This window comes from Pseudomonas sp. NPDC008258, assembly GCF_042956345.1.
In the GTDB taxonomy this organism is placed as follows: domain Bacteria; phylum Pseudomonadota; class Gammaproteobacteria; order Pseudomonadales; family Pseudomonadaceae; genus Aquipseudomonas.
In genome coordinates this window covers 76,052-96,477 of record NZ_JBIBGE010000016.1, presented here as the reverse complement: position 1 = coordinate 96,477, position 20,426 = coordinate 76,052, and the positions used below count along the sequence as shown (strand labels likewise).

Below are 20,426 nucleotides of genomic sequence, written 5' to 3'. Positions count from 1 at the left end.
CGACCATGGAGCTGAATTTTTCCGCGGTACTGCCGTTCTGGAGCGTGCTGCTCGAAGGCCTGGCGCTGACGGTGGCCTTCACCTTCGGCTGCGCGCTGCTGGGGAGCCTGATCGGTTTTATCCTGAGCCTGCTGAAACGCTCGCCGTCGCGCTGGGTCACCTGGCCGGTGACGCTGTATGTCGAGTTCTTCCGCGGCACGCCGTTGCTCATCCAGCTGTTCTGGGTGTTCTTCTGCCTGCCGGTGGTGTTCCGCCTGGCGATCCCGGCTTACGCCTCGGTGGCCATTGCGCTGACCCTGTACATGGCGGCGATCACCTGCGAGACGTTCCGCGGCGCACTCAAGTCGATCGCCAGCGAGCAGCATGACGCCTGCGTGGCGCTGGGCCTGAACCGCTCGGTCAAGACGCTGTACGTGATCTTCCCGCAGACCTTGCTGCGCGCTGTGCCACCGCTGCTGTCGAACGTGGTCAGCCTGTTCAAGGAGAGCGCGCTGATCTCCTCGGTGGGGGTTGCCGACCTCATGTTCGTTGGCCAGAACATCTCCAACAGCACGGCGCGGCCCATCGAGTTCCTCACCATTACCGGGCTGATCTATTTCGCCATCGCTTTCCCGTTGACGCGCCTGGTCGGGCTGGTCGAGCAGCGCATGTTGCGCCGCTACGCCTACTGATCGTGTCGTTGACTGACCTGTTTCGTTGCATGGGAGTGCTTGAGTTGAACACTGACATACCTTCGCAAGATGCGGCTCGAGCCGCCCCGCACAAGGGCACCACGCTGGTGGTGGGCGGTGGCATCGTGGGGATCTGCTGCGCGCTGTACCTGCAGCGCGATGGCCACCAGGTGACCCTGATCGACCCGGCCGCACCGGGCGACAGCACCGCCAAATGGAGCTGCGGGCAGCTTTCGCTGGGCGAGATCATCCCGCTGTCCAAACCGGGCATCCTGAAGAAGATCCCGGGGTGGCTGCTCGACCAGACCGGCCCGCTGGCCCTGCGCCCGGCGGCGCTGCCAGCGTTGCTGCCGTGGTTCCTGCGGTTTCTGGGCAATGCACGGCATGCGCGCATCCAGGAGATTGCCACGGCCATGGCCTCGCTGACCCACCATGTGCTGACCGACTACGGCCGGTTGCTCGAAGGCCTGGAAGCCCGCGGCCTGGTGGTGCAGCGCCCGATCCTGCAGGTGTTCGACAGCCAGGCCGGGGTGGAACACGAGCGTGGCCACAATGAAATCCGCCGCTCGCTGGGCTTTGACAGCCAGGTGCTCAACGGCGCCGAGATTGGCGACCTGGAGCCGCTGCTGGCGGGCAAGTTCGCCCACGGCATCCTGCTGCCGCAGTGGCGGTTCGTCAGCGATACCGAGGGCTTCATGGTGGCGCTCACCGAGCGGTTCCTGGCCCAGGGCGGCCGCCGCGTGCGGGCCAAGGTCGCGCGGCTGGACGAAGCGGGCGGGCGCGCCACCGGGGTAACCCTGGAAAGCGGCGAGCGCATTCCCGCCGGGCAGCTGGTGCTCGCGGCCGGCGCCGGGGCGCGGGCGTTCTTCGGGCAACTGGGGGTCAACGTGCCGCTGCAGCCCGTGGCCGGTTACCAGGCGCTGGTGCGCGATGCCGGGGTGTCGTTCAACCACTCGGTCATCTATGGCGACGGCGGCTTCTGCTTCACCCCGATGACCCGCGGCCTGCAGATCGGCGGCACCATCGAGTTCGGCGGCAACAGCACCCAGCCCAACTTCAAGCGTGCGCAGATCATCCTCGCCAAGGCCAAGCGCCTGCTGCCGCAGATGCACACCGACAACGTCGAGTTCGGCGTCGGCTATCGCCCGTTGCTGCCCGACACCAAGCCGATCATCGACCGCTGCCGGCGCCTGCCCAACGTGTTCATGGCAGTAGGGCATGGCCAGCTGGGCCTGACCCTGGGGGCGACCACCGGCCGCCTGATCGGTGACCTGGTCGCGGGCCGCGAACCGCAGCTCGACCTCCAGCCGTTCAGTGCCTACCGCTTTGGCGGCGACCCGTCCCAGGGCAACCCGGACTACAAACGCTTCAGCGAAAACCTTCAGAGGTAGAACATCATGCGTTGGAATAAATCGCTTCAGATCGTAGGTGTGCACTGCGAAGGCGAAATCGGCAAGGTGATTACCGGCGGTGTGGTGGATATTCCGGGCAAGACCATGCTCGACAAGATGAACTACATCAACGAAGTCGACGACAGCCTGCGCAAGCTGGTGACCCTTGAGCCACGCGGCTGCCTGCAGATGTCGGTGAACCTGCTGTTGCCCCCGACCCACCCGGACGCCCATGCCGGCTTCATCGTGCTGCAGTCGGACAAGGCCCACCCCATGTCGGGCAGCAACTCCATCTGCGTGGTCACCACCCTGCTGGAGCTGGGCATGGTGCCGATGCAGGAACCGCAAACCACCGTGGTGCTGGACACCCCGGCGGGCCTGGTGACGGCGCGTGCCACCTGCAAGGACGGCCGCTGCCTCAGCGTGTCGCTGGACATGGTGCCGGCATTCGTCGAGCAACTGGACATCCAGGTCGAAACCGCCGAGCACGGCGTGATCAAGGCCGACCTGGCCTTCGGTGGCGTGTACTACGCGCTGGTGGACGTGGCGCAGACCGGCCTGAGCATCGAGCCGCAGCATGCCCGGCAGCTGGCCGACCTGGGCGTGGCCCTGCGCGAGCAGATCAACCGCCAGTTCAGCGTGCAGCACCCGCTGTATCCGCAGATCGACAAGGTGGCCTACGTGATGTTCCGCAACCGGGTCGGCGACAGCGCCTACCAGACCTGCACCACGCTGCCGCCAGGGCGTGTCGACCGTTCCCCGTGTGGTACCGGCAGCTCGGCCAACCTGGCCACCCTGGCCGCGCGCGGGCTGGTTGAAACCGGCAGCCAGCTCACCTCCCACTCGATCATCGGCAGCGAGTTCAAGGTGCAGATGCTGGGCACCAGCGAAGTGGCCGGCAAGCCTGCCGTGTTGCCGCGCGTACAGGGCCGGGCGTGGATCTACAGCATCGAACAGCACGGCGTCGACCCGCACGACCCGCTGGCCGGTGGCTTCATGCTCAGCGACACCTGGGGCGAAGGCTTCCCGGCGTCCTGACCTGCCGCAGCGCCCCCAGGCATGGGTTGCCTGGGGGCCGGCACACCCTTATTCCGCTTTTTTGAGGAGTCTTCAATGACTACTGGGAACACTCGCGTCTTTTTTATGGTGGCCGACCCCATCGAGCAGGTCCGCACGCCCGAAATTTTCAACAAGGTCCTGCCTTTGTGCGGCGTCGATGCGGTCATGGTGCCGTTGCAGGTTGCCCCGCAAGACCTGGTCGATACGGTGCGGGCGCTGTTCCGCTCCAAAACCACTGCCGGCATGGTGCTGTCGATCCCGCACAAGACCGACGCCGCCGGGCTGGTCGACAAACGCAGCAAGATCGCCAACACCGCCAATGCGGTGAACGCCATTCGGCGTAATGCCGATGGCAGCCTGGAAGGCGCCTTGTTCGACGGCCTGGGCTTCGTCAGTTCGCTCGAACGCTACCAGATGCCCTATGCGGGCAAGCGCGTGCTGATCATCGGCGCTGGCGGAGCCGGTTCGGCCATCGCCACCTCGCTGGCCGCTGGCGGCTCGGCCGAGATTGCCGTGTTCGACCCGGATGAGGCCAAGGCGCTGCAGGTGACCGCCGCCATCCGCGAGCACTTCGACGTGCCGGCGGTGGCCGCCCTGAGCAACGACCCGGGAGGCTTCGACCTGGTCATCAATGCCTCACCGTTGGGCCTGAAGCGCGATGACCCGCTGCCGCTGCCGGTGGCCTCGCTGCAGCCTGGCACCCAGGTCTGCGACATCCTCATGAAGAACCAGCCCACGCCACTGTTGCAGGCCGCAATGCACAAGGGCCTGAAGGTTCAGCCGGGCTACGACATGCTGATTCTGCAGACGCCGCTGTTCTTCGACTTCTTCGGCCTGACCCAGGTCGCCGAGCACCTGCGCACGGACGATTCGGCGATTCGCGAAATGCTCTTCCCCAGCGAGTTGCTCGGGTTGGTCGAGCCTGCGTGAACCGCCGTCCCCCGCCCAGGCGGCGGGGCTTCTGAGCGATGAACATTCCGATGTACGTAACGCTGACTGCAGGAATTGAAATGAAGAAGATTCGAAATTTCAGGGATTTGCTGGAAGGGGGCGACATCACGTCGCGTCAGGTCGTGCTCGAGATTGCCGACCAGACCTTGGTGCGGCTGGACGGCTACGAGCGCATTCGCAGCATCATGCGCCTGGACGGCGACGTGCTGCACGTCGGCAGCCGTAGCTGGGACCTGAGCAAGAAGCGCAATGTGTACCTGTTCGGCGCGGGCAAGGCCTGCAACCACATGGCCATGGCCGTCGACCATGTGCTGGGCGACCGCCTTACCCGTGGCATCGCCATCGTCAAGATCCACGAAGCCAGCGACCGCTTCAACAAGACCGAGGTGCATGTTGGCGGGCACCCGCTGCCCAACGAGGAGGGCTACCGCGCCTCCCGCGAAATCATCCGCATCGTCGAGCAGGCGAACCAGGATGACCTGTTTATCGCGGTCATCAGCGGCGGCAGCTCTGCGCTGATGTCGTGCCCGCGTGACGGGATAAGCCTGCAGGATGAGATCGATGCCACCGACGTGATGCTCAAGTCGGGCGCGGGCATCTACGAGATCAATGCCGTGCGCCGGCACATCTCGGCCCTTAACGGCGGCATGCTGGCCAAGCGTATCCAGGACATCGGCGCCGAGCTGATTGGCATTGGCATCAGCGACGCGGTCGGCACGCCGGCCACCGGTGATATCGGCGAGCCGTACAAGGCCTACAAGAGCACCCCCATCGGCCCGGACGCCACCACCCTGGACGATGCGCGGGCGACCATCGTCAATTTCAACCTGGCCGACAAGATGCCCAAAAGCATCGTCGACTACCTCGCCAAGGTCGGGCCCGAAGGCGAAACGCCCAAGGCGTTCCCGGACAATACCTACTACCTGCTCAACACCCTGCCGGACTCCTGCATCTACGCCCGGCAAGCCTGTGAAGCCATGGGCATCCCGGCGTTGATCGTGTCCTCGTTCCTTGAAGGTGAAAGCCGCGATGCCGGCACGTTCATGGCATCGATGGCCCGTGAGATCCAGGCCTACGGCAACCCGATCAAGCCACCGTGCGTGCTGCTCAGCTCCGGCGAGGTCACCACGCAGATTCTCGACAACGCGGTGATCAAAGGCCACGGCGGGCCCGGCCAGGAAATGGCAGTGGGCTTCGCCATCGCCGCCGCCAAGGCGCCAGGTGCCTGCCTGCTGTCGATCGACAGCGAAGGCACCGACGGCACCACCCAGGTCGCAGGCGGCATCACCGACTCGCAGAGCCTCGCGGCAGCCTCGGCCCAAGGCATCAACCTTTATCAGGCACTGCGTGAGCACAGCACCTTCGAGGCGCTCAAGGCCATTAACTGCGCCATTTTCACCGGCAACACCGGCACCAACCTGTGTGACCTCAATATCGTTTACGTGCCTGCCGTGGAGGGTCAATGACATGGCCGACAAGATCGTTTCGGTAATCGCCCAGCAGATCATCGACTGCAAGTGCCGCCCGGCCGTCGAAGTCGAAGTCCGCACCGAAAGCGGGGCCGTGGGCCGTGGTGCGGCGCCCACCGGCAGCTCGGTCGGCATGCATGAGGCGTTCGTGCTGCGCGATGGCGACTTGTCGTCCTACGGCGGCCTCGGCGTGCACAAGGCGGTCGAGGCCGTGGTCAAGGTGATCGCCCCGGCCATCGTTGGCCTGGACATCCATGACCAGCGGTCCATCGACCAGGTGATGATCAACCTGGACGGCACCGCCGACAAACACGTGCTTGGCGGCAACGCTATCTATTCGACCTCGATTGCGGTGTTCCGCGCCGCGGCCGACGCCAAGCGCATCCCGCTTTACAACCACATCGCCGGCGGCGCGATCCAGACCGTGCCGGTACCGTGCTTCAACGTGATCAACGGCGGCAAGTACAGTGACTTTACCCAGGCGTTCAACGAGTTCCTGATCGTCCCGTACAAGACCGACAGCGTCGACCATGCGGTCGAGATGGCCGTCGAAGTGTTCCAGGCACTCAACGAAGTGCTCACCGAGTACCTGGGGCACAAGCCGGCGGTGGCCAGTTCGTATGGTTACGCCGCGCCATCGGACGACCCTGAAGTGGTACTGCGGCTTATGCAGCAGGCCATCGAGCGCACGCCTCACCGCGGCGCCATCGCCTTTGCCCTGGACTGCGCGTCCAGCGAGTTCTACGACAAGGCCAGTGCCACCTACCTGCTTAAGGGCCAGCGGGTCAGTGCGCAGGCGTTGATCGAATACACCCGGCAACTGACCGAGCAATTCGATTTTGTGTTCATCGAGGACCTGCTCGACGAGAACGACTGGGACGGCTACCAGCAGGCCAAGCGCGCGCTGCCGCGCACGCTGATCCTGGGCGACGACCTGACCGTCACCAACCTGGAGTACCTGCAGAAGGCCCTGGAGCTGAACGCGGTCGACGGGTTCATTCTCAAGCCCAACCAGGTCGGCACCATCACCGAAGCCCTGGATGCGTACCACTTCGCTGCCCGTCACGGAATGATCGCAGTGCCCTCCGGGCGTTCGGGCGGGGTGGTGGATGACGTGGTGATGGACCTTTCGGTCGGGCTGCAGGTGCCGTTTCAGAAGAACGGCGCCCCGCGTTCCGGCGAGCGGATCGAAAAACTCAATTTCCTGATGCGTGCCAGTGCGCGCAACCAAGGCTGCCGCTTGTTCGATATCCAACCGCTGTTGCGCTTCTGACTGTTCCTTCCCCATTCGTAGCGAGAAAACCACCATGTATCCGAAGATCGATTTCACCTACCTGTCCGAAGCCGACATGATCGCCGCTGGTGTCCTGGATGCCGCGCGTTGCGTGGATGTGTGCGAAGAAACCTTCAGCCTGCTGGGCAAGGGCGACTACCTGATGGGCGGCGCCAACCACAACAGCCACGGCCTGAACATCGTGTTCCCCAAGCAAAGCCCGTTCCCCAACATGCCGGTTGCCGGCCCCGACCGCCGCTTCGCCGCGATGCCGGGCTACCTGGGCGGGCGCTTCGATGTGTGTGGCAACAAGTGGTACGGCTCGAACCACGCCAACATGGAAAAGGGCCTGCCGCGCTCGGTGCTGACCATGATGCTCAATGACAAGGATACCGGCGCCCCGCTGGCGCTGATGTCCGCCAACCTGCTGAGCGCGGCGCGCACCGGCGCGGTGCCCGGTGTCGGTGCCCGCCACCTGGCCAACCCGGGCAGCCGCAAGCTGTCGGTGGTCGGCTGCGGCCCGATCAACAAGGCATGCTTCTCGGCGATCATCACCCAGACGCCTTCCATCGACGAAGTGGTGTGCTTCGACCTGTTCCTCGAAAAGGCCAACGAGTTCGCTGCCTGGGTAAGCGAAACCCACGGCATCCGCGCCCGGGGTACTGACGACACGGAGACGGGCTTCCGTGACGCCGACGTGATCACCGTGGCCGCCTCCCGGCTCAAGCCGTTGTACTTCAAGGATGAATGGATCAAGGCCGGTGCCACCGTGCTGGTGTCCGGGCCGGTGCTCACCGACGACAGCTTCCTCACCAGCGCGCGCATCGTCTACGACCACACCCAGTTGCACGAAGCGTACGTGGAAGACGCCGTGGCGTCCGGCAACAAGGACGCTTACTACAGTGGCGTGATCGGCGGCCCGCTGTACCGCCTGATCGACGCCGGCAAGCTGCCGGCGCTGACCGAGTCCACGGGCCTGGGCGACGTGGTCAACGGCGTCAGGCCCGGCCGCAGCAGCGCCTCTGATCGCGTGATCTTCATCGCCTGCGGCATGGCGGTGTTCGATATCAGCTGGGGCTATGAAGTGCTGCAAACCGCCAGCGTCAATGGCATCGGCACCAGGCTCAACCTCTGGGACGCGCCGCATCAGGGCTAGTACCGCGATAGACGCACCCATGCTCCGTATCTGAACGACAAAAGGAAGCCTGCCATGACGCAGCAGCTCGATCTTTCACGTTTTGCCATCAACCAGATCACCACGCCGTCCTGGTCAATGCCCCAGGCCATCGATGGCTATGCCCGCCAGGGTGTCAGCGGCATCGCCGTGTGGCGCAACTTCATGGACGACTACGGTGTGGCCCAGACCGCGCGCCACCTTAAGGATGCCGACATGTGGGTGGCGTCCCTGTGCACCAGCGCCTGGTTCAACGACGCGGCTTCGGCGGGCGGAATCGCCAAAGGTATCGAGGCCAACCGCAAGATCCTCGACCAGGCCGCGCAGATCGGCGCGCCCTGCGTGGTCATGGTGGTTGGCGCGATGCCGGACGGCGAGAAGGACATCGCCGCGCACCGCGCCCGCATTCGCGACGCCCTTGCCGAACTCACCCCGCATGCGCGTCAGGTCGGGGTGAAGCTGGGGCTGGAGCCGCTGCACCCGATGTATGCCGGGAGCCGCAGTGTGCTCAACCGCATCAAGGATGCCAACGACCTGTGCGACCTGCTCGGTGACGACACCAGCATGGTGGCCGATACCTACCATTGCTGGTGGGACCCGGATTTCGAAGCCGAGCTGCGCCGCACCGGCAAGCAGCGCCTGAGCACCTTCCACCTGTGCGACTGGCTCGCCGAAACCCGCAACCTGCGGGACCGCGGCATGGTCGGCGATGGGGTGATCGACTTCGCCCGCCTGCGCAGCGTGCTCGACGACATCGGCTACGACGGCCCGTTCGAACTCGAACTGTTCTCGGAGCTGGACTGGTGGAAGCGCGACCCGGAAGAAACCGTGCGTATCGGCATCGAGCGCTGCGCACCTTTCGTTGGCGCTCGCCTGCGCTAACCCGTTCCTGTTCGCTGCCGAGGGCTTTGCGATGAGCGCGTCGAATGTAGTGGATGTGCATACGTTTCTGGATGCCCGACCGATAGGTCGTCAGCAATGGCGGGTCATCGTGCTGGGGCTGTTGATCCTGGTACTGGACGGCTTCGACACGATGATGATGGGGTTCATTGCGCCGGCGCTGATCCAGGATTGGGGCTTGCAGCGCCAGGTGCTCGGGCCGCTGATGATGAGCGGCCTGGTCGGGTTGTCGCTGGGGTCTTTGTGTGCGGGCCCATTGGCCGACCGCCTCGGTCGGCGCTGGGTGATCATCCTCTCGGTGGCGTTCTTCGGGTTCTGGTCACTGGCCTGCGCGTTCGCCCAGGACCTGACCATGCTGACCCTTGCGCGCCTGCTGACCGGTGTGGGGCTGGGCGCGACCATGCCCAACATCACCACCTTGCTGGCCGAGTGCGCGCCGCTGCGGCGCCGCTCGACCCTGGTCACCTCGACCTGGTGCGGGTTCGGGCTGGGCGGGGCTTTGGGGGGGCTGCTCAGCGAGTACCTGATCGAGGACTATGGCTGGCAGGCGGTGTTCGTGGCCGGTGGGGTATTGCCTTTGCTGCTGGCCGTGGCCTTGTTGGCGCTGTTGCCCGAGTCGCTGCGCTTCATGATCCAGGCGGGCAAGCCCCAGGCGCAGATCGTAGCCGCGATCAATGCCCTGGCCCCCGGCACTGCCGATGCACGAACCCAGGCCATCAGCACCGAGCACAGTGACCTGGGTAAAGCCCGCCAGGGCCTTGGCAGCGTGTTGAAGGGGCCGTATCGCCTGGGGTCGCTGATGATCTGGCTGGCGATGTTTGCCGGCTTTCTCAACCTTTACCTGCTCAGCAACTGGCTGCCGATCACCGCGCAGTCTGCGGGCATGACCCTTTCCCAGGCCGCGTTGATCGGCGCGGTGCTGCAACTGGGCGGGGCGGTCGGCGATTTCAGCGTCGGCCTGAAGATGGACCGCTGGGAGCAGAACAACGTGGTCAGCCTGATGTTCGCAGGCAGTGCGGCGATGTCACTGCTGATCGCGATCTGGGCCGGGCATGCGTGGGCCCTCTATGTGCTGGTGTTCAGCCTGGGCTACTTCATGATGTCTGCGAATGCCGGCTGCTTTGCCCTGGCCACCAATTTCTACCCCACGGCGATCCGCGCCACCGGGGTCAGCTGGGTTTTCGGCATCGGCCGTACCGGGGCGATTCTGGGGGCGGGTGCGGGGGCCTTGATGATGGGCTGGAACTGGTCGATCACGCATATCTTCCTGTTTCTGTGCTTGCCCTCTTTGATTGCCGTCATCGCCATTCAGTGCAAGCGCCTCCATGCGCTGAGAGGGCCGTCCACGACTGCAGTGTCGAATGTGCCGGATGACGAGAGATAGCTTTCGAGTTACGCACAGGGCGGGTGACAAGCCAGCTCCCACAGGTGCCGCGCAGATCTTAAGCTTTGCGCAGTCCCTGTGGGGGATTGCCCAGCCCGTTGGGCTGCACTGTCGCGCAGAAAACTGATGTCGGGCGCTGTGGGAGCGGGCTTGCCCGCGAAGAATCCAACGCGGTGCATGGCACCGGCTGCGCCGGTGTTCGCGGGCTTGCCCGCTCCCACAGGGTCCCTGCTAAATCAGTAAGTGACGTGCAGCCTCTGTGGGAGCTGGCTTGCCGGCGATGGGCCGCAAAGCGGCCCCGAATGGCTTGACTGACTGGCACTACGGCCTGGGCCGTTTTTTTTCTATGGTAGCAATGCGGGAGGGGGTATCCAGATGTTCAGCCGGGACGGCCAAAGGCCTGCCAGGGTGGATACTGCTCGTATCTCAAACCACCGACATGCGCGCTGTAAGGTTCTGCTGCATGTAATCCAGAAAACGCCGCTGGAACAGCATGGTGTGCTCATGGGCAGCGGCTTCCGCGGCATCTGCATCGCGTGCTGCGATGGCATTGATGATTTCGTCGTGGTCGCGACCCAGTTTGTGGGTGCTTGCCGTACTTACAATATGGTCGAAGTGCAGGTGAAGCAGGCGCTGACCTTCACCCAACAGGCGCTCGTAGTAGTTGATGAAATAAGGGTTGCGACCGGCGTGGGCAATGGCCATATGGAAGGCCTTGTTCAACTCCGACATGGACTGGAAGTCACCCGTGGTTACTGCCTTGAGGTAGTCGGCGTCGGCCTTGCGGATTTTTTCGAGGTCTTCCGGGCGATGTTGAGTGGCTGCCAGGCGCGTGACCGCACGTTGCATCAGGTCCAGTGCAGAGATGTAGTTGGGGAACTCTTCAATCTCGAACGGTGTAACCAAGGTGGTACGGTTCGGAAGGATGACCACCAGGCCTTCAGTAATCAGCCGGGCCAGTGCATCCCGCACGGGGGAGCGAGACAGGCCGAACTGGGCGGCAAGCGATACTTCGTCAAGTTGCACCCCGGGCTTGAGTTTCAGGGTCAGGATCTGCTTGCGCAACTCTTCATAGATGTAGCGCCCACTGTGGCGACGCACGCCACTTTCTTTATCATTATCTTTGCTCATCATCAGGTCTCATCAGCTTTGGCCTGTATCATACAGGCCGGGCCTTGTCATGGTGCAACTCCTGGCGGCCGCCCAATGAGTCATGGCAGTCGCGGGTTCAGGTGCTTTCCATCCAGGTGTCGGACAATGTGAAGCCCGCTGGATAAGGGTCGGTAGGGTCTATGCCCATCTGATAGAAACCTGTAATCCACGCTTGACCCGCGATGGCGGGGATCACCGCAGGGTAGGGGCCGACTTCGCCCAGGCTTTCGATACTACAGGTGAACCGGCTACCGGTGATCGACTCATGGATGAATGACTCACCAGGCGCAATCAGCCCGCGTGCGTGCAGCAACGCCAGTCGCGCCGAGGAGCCGGTGCCGCAAGGGGAGCGGTCACAGCGCCCCGGTGAGACGACCACGCAGTTTCTGGCACTGAGTACACCGCTTTCACGGCGCAGCGGGCCCATGAACTCGGTATTGGTGATGCCCGGAATCGCCGGGTTGAGCGGGTGCTCTACAGACAGTTGCTCAACGGCCGCCTGCTTGATGCGTTGCCCCACTTCGCACAGTTCCCGGGCTTCGGACGGGGTTATGCTGAAACCCAGGTCTGCGGCCTCGACCATGGCATAGGTCATGCCACCGTAGACGATGTCGACTCGAACGGTACCCAGCCCTGTTACTTCAATGGTGCGGTCGCGGTAGTAGCAGAACGCAGGCTGGTTGACCAGGCGCACGCTGGTGACCTTGCCGCCCTTGCATTCGCAGTTGACGCGAATGAGCCCCGCCGGGGATTCGAGCGTAAGCTGTGTCACCGGCTCGTGCATCGGCAAAATGCCGGTTTCGAGCAGTACCGTTGCCACGCACATGGTGTTTGAGCCCGACATGGCGGGATACTCGGTCGTCTCGAGGATCACATAGCCCATGTCTGCTTCGGGGTGATTGGAGGGCAGAATGATGTTGGCATTGTGCCAAACCGCGCCTCGCGGCTCGAACAGTACCAGTTTGCGTATATGGTCCATGTGGGTTTCCAGATGGACCCGTTTGTCGAACATGGTATGGCCTGCCACCTGGCCCACACCCCCGACTATGACCTTCCCGCTTTCACCTTCGGCATGACAATCCACTACAGACAGCACTTGCTTGAAACGCATGGCTTTACTCCGTTGAGGGCATCAGAAAGCCGTGCCCAGGCACCCGGGCACGGCGCAGGGGCAATGCGGTCAGCCTTCTCCCCAGGTGTCGCTGAGCATGAAGCCAGCAGCCAGCGGATCATCCGGATCGACCCCCAACTGCTGAAGGCCGTATAGCCAGGCTCGCCCGGTCACCCGTGGCAGTACCGCCGGCTTGCCGCCGACTTCTGTATGGCCGAGCAGGGCAATCTGGAACTGGCCGCCAATGGTCGACTGCGAGACCAGGTGGTCGCCGGCCTGAACCTTTCCGCGCGCGGCCAGCGTGGCCAGGTTGGCCGAGCTGCCGGTACCGCAAGGGGAGCGGTCCACCCGGCCAGGAGGCAGGGTGGTGCACGTCTGGTAGGTGCGATCATCCAGGCGGTTGCGGAACATCACATACGCCACCTCGTTCACGGACGGAAGTAGCGGGTGCTGGATGTTCAACTGCCGGTTGATCACCTCCCGTAGTGCTACGCCAGCATCGGCCAGCTGCCGGGCATTTTCCGGTGCAATCGACAGCCCGACTTGCTCAACGTCGATCAGCGCGTAGTACACACCGCCGAACGCCACATCGATCTTGATCGTGCCGAAGGCTTCGGTTTCGATCGCCAGGTCCAGGTGCTCGACAAAGGCCGGCACCATGTCCAGCGACACGTTCAGGCAGCGGCCATCTGCGCACTGGGCGCGAGCGGTGACCAGGCCTGCTGGCGTGTCGAGCACTACCGTGGTTTCCGGCTCCTGTATGGGCACCATGCCCAGTTCGAGCAGGGCGGTGACCACGCAGATGCAGTTGCTGCCGGACATCGGGTGGGCCTTGTCGGCCTGCAGCACGATGAAGCCGGCTTGAGCCTCGGGCCGGGTCGGCGGCAGCAACAGGTTGACCGACATCTGCAGGCAGCCGCGCGGCTCCAGCGTCACCAGGCGGCGCAGGCTGTCGTCGACTTCGTTGATGTAGTTCATCTTGTCGAGCATGGTGGCACCCGGGACGCCGATGACGCCCCCGGTGATGACCTTGCCGATCTCGCCTTCGCAGTGCACCTCAGCCAGCTGAAGCGTCTGTTTCCAACGCATGGGTGTTACCTCACTTGATGTACCAGCCCCAAGGCTGTTCGCTGTCGTAGCGGGTGATCTGCTTGGTTTCCAGGTAGTTGTTCAGGCCCCATTCGCCCAGCTCGCGGCCGATGCCGCTGGTTTTGTAGCCGCCCCACGGTGCTTCGGTGAAGGTCGGTTGCGAGCAGTTGATCCAGACAATGCCGGCGCGGAACTTACGTGCGACACGTTCGCAGCGTTCGATGTCCCTGGACATGACTGCGGCACCCAGGCCGAAGCGCGAGTTGTTGGCCGACTTGACCGCTTCTTCTTCGGTGTCGAACGGGCGGATGCACACTACTGGGGCGAAGATCTCTTCGTTCCAGATCCAGCTGTCTTCCGGCACATCGGCGAACACGGTCGGTTGCAGATAGAAGCCCTTGTCCAGATGCGCCGGGCGCTCGCCGCCGCAGACCAGGCGCGCACCTTCTTCCAGGCCGCGCGAGATGGCTTTCAGTGTACCTTCGTATTGGCTGCGGTTGACCAGCGGGCCGAGCAGCACGCCTTCTTCCATGCCGTTGCCGATCTTGATCTTGCGGGTTTCCTCGGCCAGGCGCTTGAGCAGCGGCTCATAGGCCGAACGCTCGACCAGCACGCGGGAAGTGGCCGAGCAGACTTCGCCCTTGTTCCAGAAGATGCCGAACATGATCCACTCGACGGCTTTTTCAATGTCGCTGTCGGCGAAGATCACGAACGGCGACTTGCCGCCCAGTTCCAGGGTGACATTCTTGATGTCCTGGGCCGCGGCTTGCATGATGCGGCTGCCGACCGGCACGCTGCCGGTGAAGGCCAGCTTGTCCACGCCTGGGTGGGCGGTGAGGGCGGCACCCACCTTGGAGCCTGGGCCGGTGACGATGTTCAGCACACCAGCAGGCAGGCCGGCTTCATCGGCGATGCGGGCCAGCTCCAGGGCGGTCAGCGAGGTTTGCTCGGCGGGCTTGAGGATGATGCTGCAACCTGCGGCCAGGGCCGGGGCGATCTTCCACGAAGCCATCAGCATCGGGAAGTTCCACGGCACGATGGCGCCGGCGACGCCGATGGGCTCTTTACGGGCGAGCGAGCTGAAACGGTCGTCGGACAGGGCCACAGGCTTTTCGCGGTTGCGGTCCAGCTCTTCGGCCAGGTTGGCGTAGAAGTCGAAGCAGCCGGCCGTGTCGCCGATATCCCACATGGCTTCCGGGAACGGCTTGCCGTTGTCGCGCACTTCCAGTTCGGCCAATTCCTCCTGGCGGGCACGGATGCCGTCGGCGATCTTGCGCAGGTACTCGCCACGCTCGGCACCGCTCAGGCGCGGCCACGGGCCCTCGTCGAAGGCGGCGCGGGCAGCCTTCACCGCGATATCGATGTCTTCTTCGCTACCCGAGGCCACGCGAGTGATCAGGCTTTCGTCGCTTGGGTCATACGAATCGAAGCTGCCGCCCAAAACAGGGCTGACCCATTGGCCATTGATGTAGAACTGGTCGTAGCGGTTCATGCAGTAACTCCAATAAGGGCGAAGCGACGAGCGCTGAAAGCGGACAGGTTTTGTGCCGGTGTACGGTTTGCCGCCAGGTCGGCGACCAGGCGGCCGGTGGTGGCGCCCAGGGTCAGGCCGAGCTGGCCGTGGCCGAAGGCCATGATCACGTTGCTCAGGCGGGGCGAGCGGTCGATGACCGGTTTGGTGTCTGGCAGGAACGGCCGATAGCCGACGCCGAACTCCATGCCTTGGGTATTGAGTTGTGGCAGCACGCGGCGGGCCTTTTCCATGATGATTTCGGCGCGCTTGAAGTTGGGTTCGGCGCCAGGGGCGGCGAACTCGATGGTGCCGCCGATTTGCAGGCCGCGGGTCATCGGGGCGAAGCAGAAGCCGCCATCGGCGTAGATCACCGAGTGGCGGATTTCTACATCAGGCGTGGGCAGCACGGCCTGATAGCCCGCAATGCCGGCCAGCGGGATGTTCACCCCAAGGCTGTCGAAGAACGGGCGAGCCCCGGTTCCGGCCGCCACGACCACGTGGTCGGCTGGCAGGCGGGTGCCGTCGGCCAGGGTCACGCCGCTTGCACGGTCGTGGTTTTCGTCGATCTTCACGGCCTTCTGACGCAGGCGCACGCCACCTTGGGCGATGAAGCTTTCGGTCAGTGCGGCAATGAAGCCTTCGGTATCGCTGACGGCGCGCCAGTCAGGGAACATCAGCCCATGCTGGAATTTACCGGCCAGTGCCGGCTCCAGGTCGCCAATGGCGGCGCCGTCGAGTTCTTCGGACTTGAAGCCCAGCTGCCTGCGCAGCTCCAGGTGCGGGCGCTCGTGGGCCAGGCCGGCTGGCGAGTCGAACACTTCAAGGATAGGGCGGTCGCCCAACAGGGTTTTGTCCGGGCAGGCATCCAGCAGCGGGGCGTAGTCGGTGTAGACGTGTTGGGTGAGGCGTGCCATGTCCTCGGCGATCTCATGGATCTTCGACGAACGTGCGCAGGCCAGAAAACGCAGGAACCAGGGCAGAATGCCAGGCAGGGCGCTGGGGCGCAGTGCCAGTGGGCCTTTCTGGTCCAGCAGCCAGCCCGGGATCTTCATCAGAATGCCCGGCTTGGACAGTGGAATGACTTCACTGACCGCCATCTGACCGCAACTCCACTTGGCGGTACTGTCGCCCGGTGCGGCGGGGTCGATGAGCGTGACCTTGTGGCCTTCGCGCTGCAGGTACAGCGCGCAGCATACACCGACGATACCGCCGCCGATGACTACGGCGTTCTGCGATGACGATTGTGGGGTGTTCATGGGTTTGTCTCGTATCCAGAGAGATTGCGAAGGGGCCGCCGGGCGGCCCCGTGTTGCCTTACTGCTGCGAAGCTTCGAACACTTTACGGAACTCGGCTTTTTCTTCATCGGTGAGTGGCAGCAGCGGTGCGCGGGCGTTGCCGACCTTGAAGCCAGCCAGCTCGGCGCCGTACTTGACCTTCTGCACGAACTTGCCGCTTTCCAGGTTGGCCATGGCCGGGAACAGGCTGCGCATGACTTGCTGGGCGCCACGGATGTCACCACTGGTGAAGGCTTTGTGGAAGGCCACGACCTTCTCCGGGAAGATGTTGGCCGGGCCGCAGATCCAGCTGTCGGCGCCCCACAGGTAGAAGTCCAGCGCCTGGTCGTCGGAACCGCAGGACAGCTGGATGCCTTTGTATTTTTCACCGATTTCGATGGCGCGCAACAGGTTGCCGCTGCTCTCTTTGATACCGATCACACGCGGGTGCTCGTGCAGTGCGGCAATCACGTCCAGGCCAACTTCGACGTTGGTACGGATCGGGTAGTTGTAGAGCACCACATTGATCTCGGGGAAGGTCTCGAGAATGGTGTTGTAGTGCGCCAGCAGCTCTTCCTGGGACGGCAGCGCGTAGTATGGAGGGGCGATCAGCAGGTTGGTGTAACCGGCATCGACGGTTTGCTTGATCTGCTCCAGCACTTCGCGGGTGCAGGAACCGTTGGCGCCGGCGATCAGGGTGCCGCGGTCACCGACCACTTCCTTGACGGTGGCCAGGATCTGGCGGCGTTCTTCATTGGCCAGTGCGTAGTATTCACCGGTCGAGCCCAGTGGCACGAAGCCGCTGACACCGGCCTTGAGTTGGTGCTCGAGGATCGACGCCAGGGTGTCGTGGTCGACTTTGCCAGCGGCGTCGAACGGGGTGACCAGAGCGGGCAGGATGCCATTCAGTTTCATGGTGGTTCTCCAGGTTATCAAGGGAGGTTTAGTAGGCGTAGCGGCGCAGCAAGCGCCCTTCGACCACGCCGACCATGCGGGTCAGCGGGAAGGCCACGAGGAAATAGATGACCGCTACCGCCGAAAGGAACTCGACCGGGCGGGCAGTGCTGTTGGAAATGTTCTGGCCGACGAACATCAGGTCCGCAACGCCCACCGAAGAGATCAATGCGCTCTCCTTGAACAGGCTGACGATGTTCGACAACAGCGGCGGCACCGAGCGCAGCAGGGCCTGCGGGAAGATCACGTAGAGCACCTTCACCTTCGACGTCAGGCCCAGCGCGGTGCAGGCGTCATGCTGTTCACTGGCGATCGACTTGAGTGCGCCACGGAAGGTCTCGCTGGTGATTGCACCCATGTACAGCGTCAAGGCGATCAGCACCGACACGTACGGCGGGATGTCCAGGCCGAATACCACCGGGAAGCAGAAGAACACCCAGAACAGCTGGATCAGCAACGGCGTGCCGCGGAAGAATTCCACATAGAGGGTCAGCGGCAGGCGCACCAGTTTGAGCTTTACCTGGCGCAGCAGGCTGACCGCAAACCCAAGCAGGCTGCCGAGCAGGGCGCACACGCCGGTGAACGCTAAGGTCAGGGCCAGGCCCTTGAGCAGTACGGGCCAGTAGCCCAGCACAACCGAAAAATCGAGTGGCATGGTGGTTTCCTCAGCGCTGTCCGGCCAGTTCCTGGCGGCGCTCGAACCACTGCACCAGCTGCGCGATCGGCAGCGACATGGCGAAGTAGATGAGGGCGATCAGGGTGTAGGTTTCCAGGGGGCGATAAGCCTCGGTGGCCAGGCTCTTGCCCACGTACATCAGGTCGGCGACCGCGACGATGGCCACCAGTGCGCTTTGCTGCAGGGTGCCGATACCGTTGGTGATCAGCACCGGCAGCGCGCTGCGCAGCGATTGCGGCAAAATCACGTACAGGGTGCGTTGCCAGCTCTTCAAGCCCAGGGCAATCGAGGCGTCCAGGTGCTCGCGCGGCACTGCCTGAACACCAGCGCGGTACGCCTCGGCATTGAACGCGGTCAGGTTCAGGCCCAGCGCCAGGAAGCCCATGGCAATGGGGTCGATGAACACGTCGAACAGCATCGGCACGCAATAGAAGAACCAGACGATCTGCAACAGCGCCGGGGTGCAGCGGAAGAACTCGATGAACAGCTGTGCGGGCCAGCGAATGAAGAACCAGCGGCTCAGTGTCAGCAAGCACAGCAGGAAGCCGCAGACGACACCGATCAGGTTCGAGACCAGCGCCAGTTCCAGCGTTACCTTGAGCCCGTCAAGCAGCGCCGGCAGGGTGCCGCTGAGGAAATGGAAGTCGAATTGGTAGTTCATGGCAGTGCCCTCACTCGAAATGCACGACCTTTTCCAGGAACTCGCGGGTGCGGGCTTCCCTGGGTTGGGTGAAGATCTGTTCGGGGTGGCCTTGCTCGACGACCTTGCCGTTGGCGCAGAACACCACGCGGGTGGCGATATGGCGGGCGAAGTGCATGTCGTGGGTGACGATGATCATCGCCATCTTCTGTTCGGCCAGCTGCATCATCACGTTCTGCACTTCGATGACCATTTCCGGGTCCAGCGCCGAGGTCACTTCATCGAACAGCATCAGGCGCGGTTCCAGCATCAGTGCACGGGCGATGGCCACGCGCTGCTTCTGGCCGCCGGAAAGCTGGCTGGGGTAGGCGTGCAGTTTGCTTTCCAGCCCCAGGCGGGCGAGATAGGCGCGGGCTTTTTCGGTGGCCTCGGCCTTGCTCAGGCCATGGACCTTGACCGGCGCCAGGATCAGGTTGCCCAGCACTGACAGGTGCGGGAACAGGGTGTAGTGCTGGAACACCATGCCGATTTGCTTGTGCAGCACCTCATCCAGCGGTTTGCCCTGCTTGCGCGCACCGTCGATGTAAGGTTTGCCCTGGAACTGGATGCTGCCGCCCTGGATGCCTTCCAGCCCCATCAAAACGCGCAGCAACGAACTTTTGCCGCTACCGGACGGGCCGATGATGACCAGGCGATCATTGGCGCGCATGTCCAGGTTCATCTGGTCCATCACCACCAGCTGCTCGCTGTAGGCCTTGCGCACGCTGCGCAGCTGGATGAAATCGCCGTTCATGTCGGAATTCGGGGTGAGCGAAGCCTGTGGCTGGGAAGCCACCAAATGAGGAGTGGTCATTACAGTCGTCTCCGGAGGGGCCCTGTGCCGGGCCCGCTGTGTGTCCGCTGGAGTTACTGGGCTTTGCCGCCCGCGATGATTTCGGCCGAGGCCTTGTCGACCAGTTTGTCGATCTCACCCGACTCGCGACGCTGGGTCAGGTAGGCATCGAGCTGGGCAAGGTCGGCAGCAGGGGTGTCATGGGCGAGGGCGAAGGACACCCCTTGCTTGGCCATGGCAGGGACAGGGAGCACTTCCTTGACCCAGCTGTTGGCCATGGCGAACAGGTGGTTGGTGTCGTTGGCGTCGGCGAGCACGTCGGCGCGGCGGGACATCAGCGCCATGCGGGTTTCGTCGGAGCCGGGCAGGCGCATCAGCGTGGCGTTCTTGATGGCGGCGCTGACGGCCTTGTCGGCGGCGGTACCGGAGATGACCGCAATGGTGACGCCTGGTTTGTCGAAATCAGTGATGGCGTTACCGGCACCGCTGAACTTGGGGTTCTTCTCGTTGATCAGCAACGACACCTGGTAGTCGGTGGCCGGGGTCGAGAAGGCCACGGCTTGGGCACGCTCGGGCGTCATGTTCAGCGCCATGGCCATGTCCCACTTGCCGCTTTGCAGGCCGGCCACCTGGTTGTCCCAGCTGGTGTCGACGAATTGCGCTTTGACCTTGAGCACGTTCTCGGCGAAGTCCCGGCACAGGTCGACGAAATAGCCGCTGTACTGCCCGGAGGCCGGGTCGCGCATCACATAGGGGGCTGCGACAGCTGCGCCGCAACGCAGTACCCCGGCTTTCTGGACGCTTTGCCAGGTGTGGCTGTCGGCGTGCGCCGCAGGTTGCGACAGCAACGCCAGGGCTGCGGTAAGGCATGCAACGCCAGCGCTGACTTTGCGTGAAAGGGACCGTGCCATG

At 63.7% G+C, this 20,426-nt stretch carries 19 protein-coding genes; 9 read left to right on the top strand and 10 right to left on the bottom strand.

What is annotated here, in order from left to right; genetic code table 11:
• The first annotated feature begins 5 nt into the window (after nt 1-5).
• From ACFY9W_RS15130 to ACFY9W_RS15090, 9 genes are all read left to right on the top strand, one after another.
• The gene (locus tag ACFY9W_RS15130) at nt 6-671 is read left to right on the top strand and encodes an ABC transporter permease subunit (RefSeq protein ID WP_391131566.1); all 666 of its coding nucleotides are present in this window, start codon (nt 6-8) and stop codon (nt 669-671) included.
• Between the two features lie 44 nt (nt 672-715).
• A complete protein-coding gene (locus ACFY9W_RS15125; protein ID WP_391131564.1) occupies nt 716-2,062 on the top strand; it encodes an FAD-dependent oxidoreductase in 1,347 nt (448 codons plus the stop codon).
• A 6-nt stretch (nt 2,063-2,068) separates the two neighbouring features.
• Nucleotides 2,069-3,100, top strand: coding sequence for a proline racemase family protein (locus ACFY9W_RS15120; protein ID WP_391131562.1), 1,032 nt, complete (start codon nt 2,069-2,071; stop codon nt 3,098-3,100).
• Nucleotides 3,101-3,175: 75 nt separating this feature from the next.
• Nucleotides 3,176-4,051 (top strand): saccharopine dehydrogenase NADP-binding domain-containing protein, encoded by an 876-nt coding sequence (locus tag ACFY9W_RS15115; RefSeq protein ID WP_391131560.1) that lies wholly within the window; start codon nt 3,176-3,178, stop codon nt 4,049-4,051.
• Nucleotides 4,052-4,131: 80 nt separating this feature from the next.
• Nucleotides 4,132-5,538, top strand: a complete 1,407-nt coding sequence (locus tag ACFY9W_RS15110) for a DUF4147 domain-containing protein (protein ID WP_391131558.1) — start codon at nt 4,132-4,134, stop codon at nt 5,536-5,538.
• A gap of 1 nt (nt 5,539) precedes the next feature.
• A complete protein-coding gene (locus ACFY9W_RS15105) occupies nt 5,540-6,814 on the top strand; it encodes an enolase C-terminal domain-like protein (RefSeq protein ID WP_391131556.1) in 1,275 nt (424 codons plus the stop codon).
• A 34-nt stretch (nt 6,815-6,848) separates the two neighbouring features.
• The gene (locus ACFY9W_RS15100) at nt 6,849-7,970 is read left to right on the top strand and encodes a tyramine oxidase subunit B (protein WP_391131554.1); all 1,122 of its coding nucleotides are present in this window, start codon (nt 6,849-6,851) and stop codon (nt 7,968-7,970) included.
• A 54-nt stretch (nt 7,971-8,024) separates the two neighbouring features.
• Nucleotides 8,025-8,870, top strand: coding sequence for a TIM barrel protein (locus ACFY9W_RS15095; protein ID WP_391131552.1), 846 nt, complete (start codon nt 8,025-8,027; stop codon nt 8,868-8,870).
• Between the two features lie 31 nt (nt 8,871-8,901).
• Nucleotides 8,902-10,272 (top strand): MFS transporter, encoded by a 1,371-nt coding sequence (locus ACFY9W_RS15090; RefSeq protein ID WP_391131549.1) that lies wholly within the window; start codon nt 8,902-8,904, stop codon nt 10,270-10,272.
• Nucleotides 10,273-10,698: 426 nt separating this feature from the next.
• Here the strand turns inward: ACFY9W_RS15090 and ACFY9W_RS15085 are convergent, their stop codons facing one another.
• The 10 genes from ACFY9W_RS15085 to ACFY9W_RS15040 all read right to left on the bottom strand — a co-directional run bounded on the left by ACFY9W_RS15085 (nt 10,699) and on the right by ACFY9W_RS15040 (nt 20,425).
• Nucleotides 10,699-11,403 carry an FCD domain-containing protein gene (locus ACFY9W_RS15085; RefSeq protein WP_391131547.1) on the bottom strand — a complete coding sequence of 235 codons (705 nt, stop codon included), beginning with the start codon at nt 11,401-11,403 and terminating at the stop codon, nt 10,699-10,701.
• Nucleotides 11,404-11,500: 97 nt separating this feature from the next.
• Complete coding sequence (locus ACFY9W_RS15080) at nt 11,501-12,535, bottom strand: proline racemase family protein (RefSeq protein WP_391131545.1); 1,035 nt, start codon at nt 12,533-12,535, stop codon at nt 11,501-11,503.
• 69 nt (nt 12,536-12,604) lie between these two features.
• Nucleotides 12,605-13,624, bottom strand: coding sequence for a proline racemase family protein (locus ACFY9W_RS15075; protein WP_391131543.1), 1,020 nt, complete (start codon nt 13,622-13,624; stop codon nt 12,605-12,607).
• A gap of 10 nt (nt 13,625-13,634) precedes the next feature.
• Nucleotides 13,635-15,116, bottom strand: a complete 1,482-nt coding sequence (locus ACFY9W_RS15070; protein ID WP_391131541.1) for an aldehyde dehydrogenase family protein — start codon at nt 15,114-15,116, stop codon at nt 13,635-13,637.
• Complete coding sequence (locus ACFY9W_RS15065) at nt 15,113-16,393, bottom strand: FAD-dependent oxidoreductase (protein WP_391131539.1); 1,281 nt, start codon at nt 16,391-16,393, stop codon at nt 15,113-15,115. Before ACFY9W_RS15065 ends, ACFY9W_RS15070 begins: the two co-directional genes overlap by 4 nt.
• A 58-nt stretch (nt 16,394-16,451) precedes the next feature.
• Nucleotides 16,452-17,327 carry a 4-hydroxy-tetrahydrodipicolinate synthase gene (dapA, locus tag ACFY9W_RS15060; protein WP_279839681.1) on the bottom strand — a complete coding sequence of 292 codons (876 nt, stop codon included), beginning with the start codon at nt 17,325-17,327 and terminating at the stop codon, nt 16,452-16,454.
• A gap of 28 nt (nt 17,328-17,355) precedes the next feature.
• Nucleotides 17,356-18,021, bottom strand: a complete 666-nt coding sequence (locus ACFY9W_RS15055) for an ABC transporter permease subunit (RefSeq protein ID WP_391131536.1) — start codon at nt 18,019-18,021, stop codon at nt 17,356-17,358.
• Nucleotides 18,022-18,031: 10 nt separating this feature from the next.
• Nucleotides 18,032-18,703 carry an ABC transporter permease subunit gene (locus ACFY9W_RS15050; protein ID WP_391131534.1) on the bottom strand — a complete coding sequence of 224 codons (672 nt, stop codon included), beginning with the start codon at nt 18,701-18,703 and terminating at the stop codon, nt 18,032-18,034.
• A gap of 10 nt (nt 18,704-18,713) precedes the next feature.
• Nucleotides 18,714-19,535, bottom strand: a complete 822-nt coding sequence (locus ACFY9W_RS15045; RefSeq protein ID WP_391131532.1) for an ATP-binding cassette domain-containing protein — start codon at nt 19,533-19,535, stop codon at nt 18,714-18,716.
• A gap of 53 nt (nt 19,536-19,588) precedes the next feature.
• Nucleotides 19,589-20,425: a transporter substrate-binding domain-containing protein gene (locus ACFY9W_RS15040; protein ID WP_391131529.1), complete on the bottom strand. Its 837-nt coding sequence runs from the start codon at nt 20,423-20,425 to the stop codon at nt 19,589-19,591.
• Between the last annotated feature and the right edge of the window lies 1 nt (nt 20,426).

Excerpts from the sequence above, each read along its gene's own strand:
- ACFY9W_RS15130 (WP_391131566.1), top strand. The coding sequence starts at position 6 with ATGGAGCTGAATTTTTCCGCGGTACTGCCGTTCTGGAGCGTGCTGCTC.
- ACFY9W_RS15120 (WP_391131562.1), top strand. The coding sequence starts at position 2,069 with ATGCGTTGGAATAAATCGCTTCAGATCGTAGGTGTGCACTGCGAAGGC.
- ACFY9W_RS15115 (WP_391131560.1), top strand. The coding sequence starts at position 3,176 with ATGACTACTGGGAACACTCGCGTCTTTTTTATGGTGGCCGACCCCATC.
- ACFY9W_RS15110 (WP_391131558.1), top strand. The coding sequence starts at position 4,132 with ATGAAGAAGATTCGAAATTTCAGGGATTTGCTGGAAGGGGGCGACATC.
- ACFY9W_RS15105 (WP_391131556.1), top strand. The coding sequence starts at position 5,540 with ATGGCCGACAAGATCGTTTCGGTAATCGCCCAGCAGATCATCGACTGC.
- ACFY9W_RS15100 (WP_391131554.1), top strand. The coding sequence starts at position 6,849 with ATGTATCCGAAGATCGATTTCACCTACCTGTCCGAAGCCGACATGATC.
- ACFY9W_RS15095 (WP_391131552.1), top strand. The coding sequence starts at position 8,025 with ATGACGCAGCAGCTCGATCTTTCACGTTTTGCCATCAACCAGATCACC.
- ACFY9W_RS15090 (WP_391131549.1), top strand. The coding sequence starts at position 8,902 with ATGAGCGCGTCGAATGTAGTGGATGTGCATACGTTTCTGGATGCCCGA.
- ACFY9W_RS15085 (WP_391131547.1), bottom strand. The coding sequence starts at position 11,403 with ATGAGCAAAGATAATGATAAAGAAAGTGGCGTGCGTCGCCACAGTGGG.
- ACFY9W_RS15080 (WP_391131545.1), bottom strand. The coding sequence starts at position 12,535 with ATGCGTTTCAAGCAAGTGCTGTCTGTAGTGGATTGTCATGCCGAAGGT.
- ACFY9W_RS15075 (WP_391131543.1), bottom strand. The coding sequence starts at position 13,624 with ATGCGTTGGAAACAGACGCTTCAGCTGGCTGAGGTGCACTGCGAAGGC.
- ACFY9W_RS15070 (WP_391131541.1), bottom strand. The coding sequence starts at position 15,116 with ATGAACCGCTACGACCAGTTCTACATCAATGGCCAATGGGTCAGCCCT.
- ACFY9W_RS15065 (WP_391131539.1), bottom strand. The coding sequence starts at position 16,393 with ATGAACACCCCACAATCGTCATCGCAGAACGCCGTAGTCATCGGCGGC.
- dapA (WP_279839681.1), bottom strand. The coding sequence starts at position 17,327 with ATGAAACTGAATGGCATCCTGCCCGCTCTGGTCACCCCGTTCGACGCC.
- ACFY9W_RS15055 (WP_391131536.1), bottom strand. The coding sequence starts at position 18,021 with ATGCCACTCGATTTTTCGGTTGTGCTGGGCTACTGGCCCGTACTGCTC.
- ACFY9W_RS15050 (WP_391131534.1), bottom strand. The coding sequence starts at position 18,703 with ATGAACTACCAATTCGACTTCCATTTCCTCAGCGGCACCCTGCCGGCG.
- ACFY9W_RS15045 (WP_391131532.1), bottom strand. The coding sequence starts at position 19,535 with ATGACCACTCCTCATTTGGTGGCTTCCCAGCCACAGGCTTCGCTCACC.
- ACFY9W_RS15040 (WP_391131529.1), bottom strand. The coding sequence starts at position 20,425 with ATGGCACGGTCCCTTTCACGCAAAGTCAGCGCTGGCGTTGCATGCCTT.